This window comes from Streptomyces sp. NPDC059455 (assembly GCF_042750115.1).
Classification (GTDB): Bacteria; Actinomycetota; Actinomycetes; order Streptomycetales; family Streptomycetaceae; genus Streptomyces; species Streptomyces endocoffeicus.
This window is the reverse complement of record NZ_JBHYVB010000159.1, coordinates 21,119-27,401: the sequence shown is the minus strand read 5'-3', so window position 1 is coordinate 27,401 and position 6,283 is coordinate 21,119. Positions and strand designations below refer to the sequence as shown.

Genomic DNA, 6,283 nt, shown 5'->3' with positions numbered 1-6,283 from the left:
CGCCCTGGCCCAGCACCGCCACGCCCACGGTCTGCCCGCCGTGTCCCTGGCCTGGGGCCTGTGGGCACAGGCCAGCGGAATCACCCAGAACCTCAGCCAGACCGACATCGCCCGCATGGCCCGCGGCGGTACCACCGGACTCACCACCGAAGAAGGTCTCGCCCTCTTCGACACCGCTCAGGGTGTGGGACGTCCGCATGTGATGCCGGTGCGCATGGATCTGACGTCCCACCAGGCCCATCCGGAAGTGCCGGTCCCGCCAATGCTGCGGAACTTGATACGTACGCCTCTCCGCAAGGCCGCGACCGGGCAGAGCGGCGCGAAGCAATGGCGGGACCGGCTTCTGGGGGCGAGCCCGGAGGAGCGTGAGCGGCTTCTGCTGGACCTCGTCCGTACCTCGACCGCGACTGTGCTGGGGCACAGGGACTCCGGAGACATCGACCTCGAAGGCGAATTCCTCGAAATGGGGTTGGATTCCCTGACGGCGGTCGAACTTCGGAACCAGCTCGGCAGCGCCACGGGGCTGCGGCTGTCCACGACGATGGTCTTTGACCATCCGACTCCGGCCGATCTCGCGGTTCATCTCGCAGACGAGCTGAATACCCTCGCGGCCAGCTCTCCTGGCTCTCCCAACCCTCCTGGCTCTCCCAACCCTCCTGGCTCTCCCAACACTCCCAGTTCTCCCAGTTCTCCCAGCGCTTCCAGCGCTTCCAGCGCTTCCAGCGCTTCCAGCGCTTCCAGCGCTTCCAGCGCTTCCAGCGCTTCCAGCGCTTCCAGCGCTTCCAGCGCCGCAGACTCCAACACCGCCGGCACTCACGCCGTGCTGGCGGAGATCGAAAAGCTCCGGGAAACGCTCTCCCTCGCGTCGCTGGTCAATGAGGATCGGTCCCTGGCGCTTGGCCGACTGGAGGACGTGCTCAATCAATTCGCAAAGCAGGACCAGGACCAGGAGCAGGACCAGGAGCAGGAGCAGGACCAGGACCCTGCCCAGGCGTCTCGCGGTGAAGGAGCCGAGATGAGTCCAAGCGAAGGCATCGACGCACTCAGTTGACCTCTGCGGGCCCTCCGTGGCCACGAATGGCCAATCGTGGCCATAAGTGGCCACCGGCTCCAATGACAAGTACCCAGCGAATGCGTGAGCCCGAATTCCCACGTCATCCGCTGTGATCAACGATGCGGGAAGGTTATCTTTGGGCTGCGGAAAACCAGAAGTCCATTGCCTGCCGACAGGCTACTGACAGCGTGCTGAAAGCCTGCCGACAGTGAATTATCCGGTGTCCGGCCAACCCTTGTCCGAGCCGCCTGACCATGGTTAGAGTCGGCAGCGCGGACGCCCGAGTCACATAAGACGGATCCAACGGGGAAGTGGTGTCGATGGAATTCAGCGTCTTGTACTTTGCGAACCGCGAGGTCACTGATGCGTCCGCGGAATACGACCTGCTGCTGGATACGGCGCGGTTTGCCGATGAGCACGGCTTCAGGGCGCTCTGGATGCCTGAGCGGCATTTTCATCGATTCGGCGGCGCGTATCCGAATCCGGCGCTGACGGCTGCGGCTCTCGCCACCGTGACGCGCAACATACGGCTGCGTGCGGGAAGCGTGGTCGTCCCTCTCCACGATCCGCTGGAAGTCGTGGAGAACTGGTCACTGGTGGACAATCTCTCCCGCGGCCGCGTCGATCTGGCCTTCGGTACGGGATGGGCGCCCAATGATTTCGTCCTGGCGCCGGACCGTTACCAGGAGCGCCGAAAGCTGACGATGGACGGGATCGAGGAGATCCGCGGTCTGTGGCGCGGGGAGCCGGTGAAACGGGTCAATGGGGAGGGCGACAGCGTCGAGATCCTCAGCTACCCTCGCCCGATGCAGCCGGAGCCCGGTCTCTGGATGACGTGTTCCAGCAGCCGGGCCACGTTCGAGGAGGCCGGTGCGCGCGGCCTGAACATCCTCACCGCTCTGCTCTTCCAGAAGGTGGAGGAAGTGGCGGCGAACATCGAGGTCTACCGGGCGGCCCGCGCCAAGAAGGGTCTCGATCCGGCGGGCGGCACGGTCACCCTGATGATGCACACCTTCGCGGGCGAGAGCGACAAGCAGGTACGTGACATCGTGAAGGAGCCCTTCAAGGCGTATCTCAAGTCCTCCTTCGACCTCTGGCGCAATCAGTGGAGTGATCTGAAGGGCGTGGACCAGGAACAGGTGGTCAACTTCGCCTTTGAACGCTACTTCCGCACCGCATCGCTGTTCGGCTCCGTCGACAAGTGCGTCCAGTCCGTGGAAAAGCTGGCCCAGGCCGGCGTGAACGAAGTCGCCTGCCTCGTGGACTTCGGTGTGACCGGCGATGAGATTCGCGCGGCCCTGCCCTATCTCGACCAGGTCAGGAGCCGTGTCCAGGCGGGGACGTGAGCCGAGGTAGCCCCCGTCGCGACCCCCGTCGCGACCCCTTCCGGCATCCCCGCGACCCCCTCCACGCCCCTCCTCCGCGCCCCATCCGCCGTCCAAGCCGCTGCCCATCCACACCACCGCCGCCCAGCGGCGACGCCGATCCGAGGTGAAGGAAGACATGTCATACGACGCTGACGTCATCGTGGTCGGTGCGGGGCTGGCCGGTCTGGTCGCCGCGGCCGAACTGGCCGACGCGGGCCGTAAGGTCATCGTGCTCGACCAGGAGGGCGAGAACTCGCTGGGCGGTCAGGCGTTCTGGTCCTTCGGTGGCCTCTTCCTCGTGGACTCACCGGAGCAGCGCCGCATGGGTATCCGGGACAGCCGTGAGCTGGCGCTGCAGGACTGGCTCGGGAGCGCCGAATTCGACCGGCCCGAGGATCACTGGCCACGTCGCTGGGCGGAGGCGTACGTGGACTTCGCCGCCGGGGAACAGCGGTCCTGGCTCAGGGAGCAGGGAGTGCGTTTCTTCCCGCTCGTCAGCTGGACCGAACGCGGTGGCTACGCGGCGTCCGGGCACGGCAATTCGGTGCCGCGGTTCCACATCACCTGGGGCACCGGGCCCGGTCTGCTGGAGCCCTTCGTCCGCAGGGTCCGGGCCGCGCGGGCCCGGGGGCTGGTCGAGTTGCGGTACCGCCACCGGGCCACCGGGCTGTCGCGCACCGCCGGGTCCGTGGACACGGTGTCCGGTGACCTGCTGGCGCCCGACGAGGTGCTACGGGGAGCGGCCAGCTCACGTGAGGTGGTGGGCTCCTTCGCACTCCGTGCCCAGGCGGTCATCGTCACCTCCGGTGGCATCGGTGGCAACGACGATCTCGTCCGCAGGAACTGGCCGGAGCGGCTGGGCAACCCCCCTCGGCGGATGATCGCCGGCGTTCCCGCCTACGTCGACGGGCACATGCTCGAGGTGACGGAGAAGGCCGGGGGACGGGTCATCAACGGCGACCGGATGTGGCACTACAACGAGGGGGTCCAGAACTGGGATCCCATCTGGCCCCGGCACGGTATCCGCATTCTGCCGGGCCCCTCGTCCCTCTGGCTGGATGCCACGGGGAAGCGGCTGCCGGTGCCGCTCTTCCCCGGGTACGACACCTTGGGCACGCTCAAGCACATCATGAGCACGGGCTACGACTACTCGTGGTTCGTACTGACCCAGAAGATCATCGAGAAGGAGTTCGCCCTCTCGGGGTCGGAGCAGAACCCCGACCTCACGGGGAAGAGCATCCGGGGCGTGCTCGGCAGGCTCCGCCCCGGCCCGCCCGGCCCCGTGGAGGCGTTCCGGCAGCACGGTGTGGACTTCGTGGTGGAGCGGGAGCTGGCCTCGCTGGTGCGCGGGATGAACGCGCTGACCGACGAGCCGCTGATCGACGAGGCCGAGCTCCGCCGCGAGATCGTCGCCCGTGACCGCGAGACGGTCAACAAGTTCTCCAAGGACCTTCAGATCAACGCGATCCGGGCAGCGGGGAACTACCTCGGCGACAAGCTGGGGAAGGTGGCGCCGCTGCACAGGTTGCTGGATCCCAAGGCCGGTCCGCTCATCGCGGTGCGGCTGAACATCATCACCCGCAAGTCACTCGGTGGTCTGGAGACCGACCTGTCCAGTCGGGTGCTGACCGGCACCGGCGAGCCCCTTCCGGGTGTCTACGCCGCGGGTGAGGTGGCCGGATTCGGCGGTGGCGGAGTGCACGGCTACCGCTCGCTGGAAGGGACGTTCCTCGGTGGATGTCTGCTGTCCGGCCGTGCGGCGGGCCGGGCCGCGGCGCGTGCCGTGGGCTGAACGCAGAAGCGGGGCGCCGGGAAAGTGGCGCACAGGGCAACACAAGGCGCCGGGCAAACGGCGCGACCAGTGACCAGTGACCAGCACACCACTTGACGCATCGGAGAGGCAGTTCGGATGTCAACGGCGGCACAGAGCAATATCGCTCAAGTAGGGGATCGCTACGACGAGTTCAGCGCGCTGCACGCCGTGCTGAGCGACAGCGGCCTGCCCGTGGGAAGCAATCTGCACCTCGGGTACTGGAACGACGAGCATGACGAGGCCGACCTGGCCACCGCCACCGAGCAGCTGACGCGGCAGATGCTCAAGCGGCTGGCGCCCCGGCCCGGACAGCGGATCCTCGATGTGGGCTGCGGAGTGGGCCAGCCCGCGATGAGCCTGGCCCGCGCCTGTGACGTCGAGGTGCACGGCATCTCGGTCAGCCGCCGTCAGGTGGAGCAGGCCACCGCGCGCGCGAGCGAGGCCGGACTGGCGGACCGGGTGCGCTTCGAGTACGCCAACGCCATGCAACTGCCGTACCCCGACGCCTCGTTCGACGCGGCGTGGCTCTTCGAGTCGCTCATCCACATGCCGGAGAAGGAGCGCGCACTGAAAGAGGTGGCGCGGGTGCTCAAGCCGGGGTCCCGGCTGGCCGTCGCCGATATGTTCCACCGCCCCGGGCATGACTGGCCGCTCGAGGGAAGTGAGATCGTCACGGCGGTCGACCTCGACGACTACCAGGAGCTGTTCGACCGGGCGGGTCTCCGGCTGCTGGAGATCGACGATGTGTCGGATCACACGATCGTGCCGTTGCCCATTCAGACCAAGCTCAAGGATCTGCTCGCGCCGCATCGTGAGGCACTGGTACGGGCGGTCGGCGAGGGGCTCGTCAATCAGCTGATCGGGCCCGAGGAGGGTGTGGAAGTGCGGCCCGGCGGAGGGCTCCCCGGTTATGTGCTGATCGCCGGAGAACGTCCATAGAGCCCAGCGGTCCACTCGCGGTCCGCGGTCGGTCGGTATCGCCCGCTCATCCCGGTTGTCATTCGTTGCGGCGCCAGGAGTCCGACGTGATAATCGAATTGACTTGGTGATCTTCTGGGGGTTGGATGCTCAAGGAACGGGGACTTGAATGGCGTGCGGTTGCCGTGTATCGGCTTTCGCTTGTTCAACCTTCACTCGATGTCGGTGAGATAGCGCGCCGACTCGACCTTTCCGAAGCCGAAGTCCGCGCGGTCCACGCGGAGCTGGCCGAACACCCGCTGGTGGCCGGGCGGGCCGCCCTGACCTCCGAAGACTCCGGTCGCCGCGAGGAGCTGGGGCCCGGGGACGACCTCACGGCGCGGCGGTGGCAGATAGCGAAGGCCCGGTCCATGGTCTCCTCGATGACCCGGAATTACGAGGCCGGTGAGGAATGCGTCGGCGCCGTCCGGCGGTTCGACGGGGCCGATGCCGTGCATACGCGGCTGCGTGAGTTGTGCGGACGGGCCGCCAAGGAGTGCCGCATCTTCTCCTCTTCCTATGTCCAGCTTCCGAATTCCGTGGAGCAGGGAAACCAATGGGAGCGGGTGGTGGCGGAGCGCGGAATTTCCATCCGGGCCGTTCATCAGGACAGCTTCCGCGGCGATTCCGCGGAGCTGGGGGCCGCCCGGTGGCTCGCCTCGCTCGGCGGGCGGATCCGTACCGTCCCCGTCCTCCCGACCCCCATGGCGCTGGTGGACGAGCACGTCGCCCTGGTGCCACTGGATCCCGAGGACGCCACCCGCGGCGCGCTCGAGCTGAACGGGCACGAGGCGGTGGCGGCACTGCGGACGATCTTCGAACACTTCTGGGTCACGGCCACTCCCTGGGACGAGCCCGCGCGGCGGGACCGGGAAGGGCTCTCGCCCCGGGAGCGGGATCTGCTGCGCCTCCTCGCCAGTGGATTCACCGACGAGTCGATGTGCCGCAAGCTGGGCATCTCGCTGCGCACCGTACGCCGCGCGGTGGCCGATCTGATGGCGCGCCTGGGTGCCCACAGCCGCTTCGAGGCGGGTGTGCAGGCGGTCCGCTGCGGCTGGCTGTGAGGGGTGGCGGCGGGGCGCCCGCCGGCGC

At 67.6% G+C, this 6,283-nt stretch carries 5 protein-coding genes; all 5 read left to right on the top strand.

Annotation, left to right across the window (positions count from 1 at the left end; translation table 11 throughout):
• The coding region (locus tag ACFXB5_RS39165) for a beta-ketoacyl reductase (RefSeq protein ID WP_385217587.1) at positions 1-1,051 on the top strand (1,051 nt) is incomplete at its 5' end.
• Between the two features lie 323 nt (positions 1,052-1,374).
• A complete protein-coding gene (locus tag ACFXB5_RS39160; protein WP_385217584.1) occupies positions 1,375-2,400 on the top strand; it encodes a MupA/Atu3671 family FMN-dependent luciferase-like monooxygenase in 1,026 nt (341 codons plus the stop codon).
• 157 nt (positions 2,401-2,557) lie between these two features.
• Positions 2,558-4,213, top strand: a complete 1,656-nt coding sequence (locus tag ACFXB5_RS39155; protein ID WP_385217582.1) for an FAD-binding dehydrogenase — start codon at positions 2,558-2,560, stop codon at positions 4,211-4,213.
• Positions 4,214-4,330: 117 nt separating this feature from the next.
• Complete coding sequence (locus ACFXB5_RS39150; RefSeq protein WP_385217579.1) at positions 4,331-5,173, top strand: SAM-dependent methyltransferase; 843 nt, start codon at positions 4,331-4,333, stop codon at positions 5,171-5,173.
• 164 nt (positions 5,174-5,337) lie between these two features.
• Positions 5,338-6,255: a LuxR C-terminal-related transcriptional regulator gene (locus ACFXB5_RS39145; RefSeq protein ID WP_385217576.1), complete on the top strand. Its 918-nt coding sequence runs from the start codon at positions 5,338-5,340 to the stop codon at positions 6,253-6,255.
• Positions 6,256-6,283: the final 28 nt, after the last annotated feature.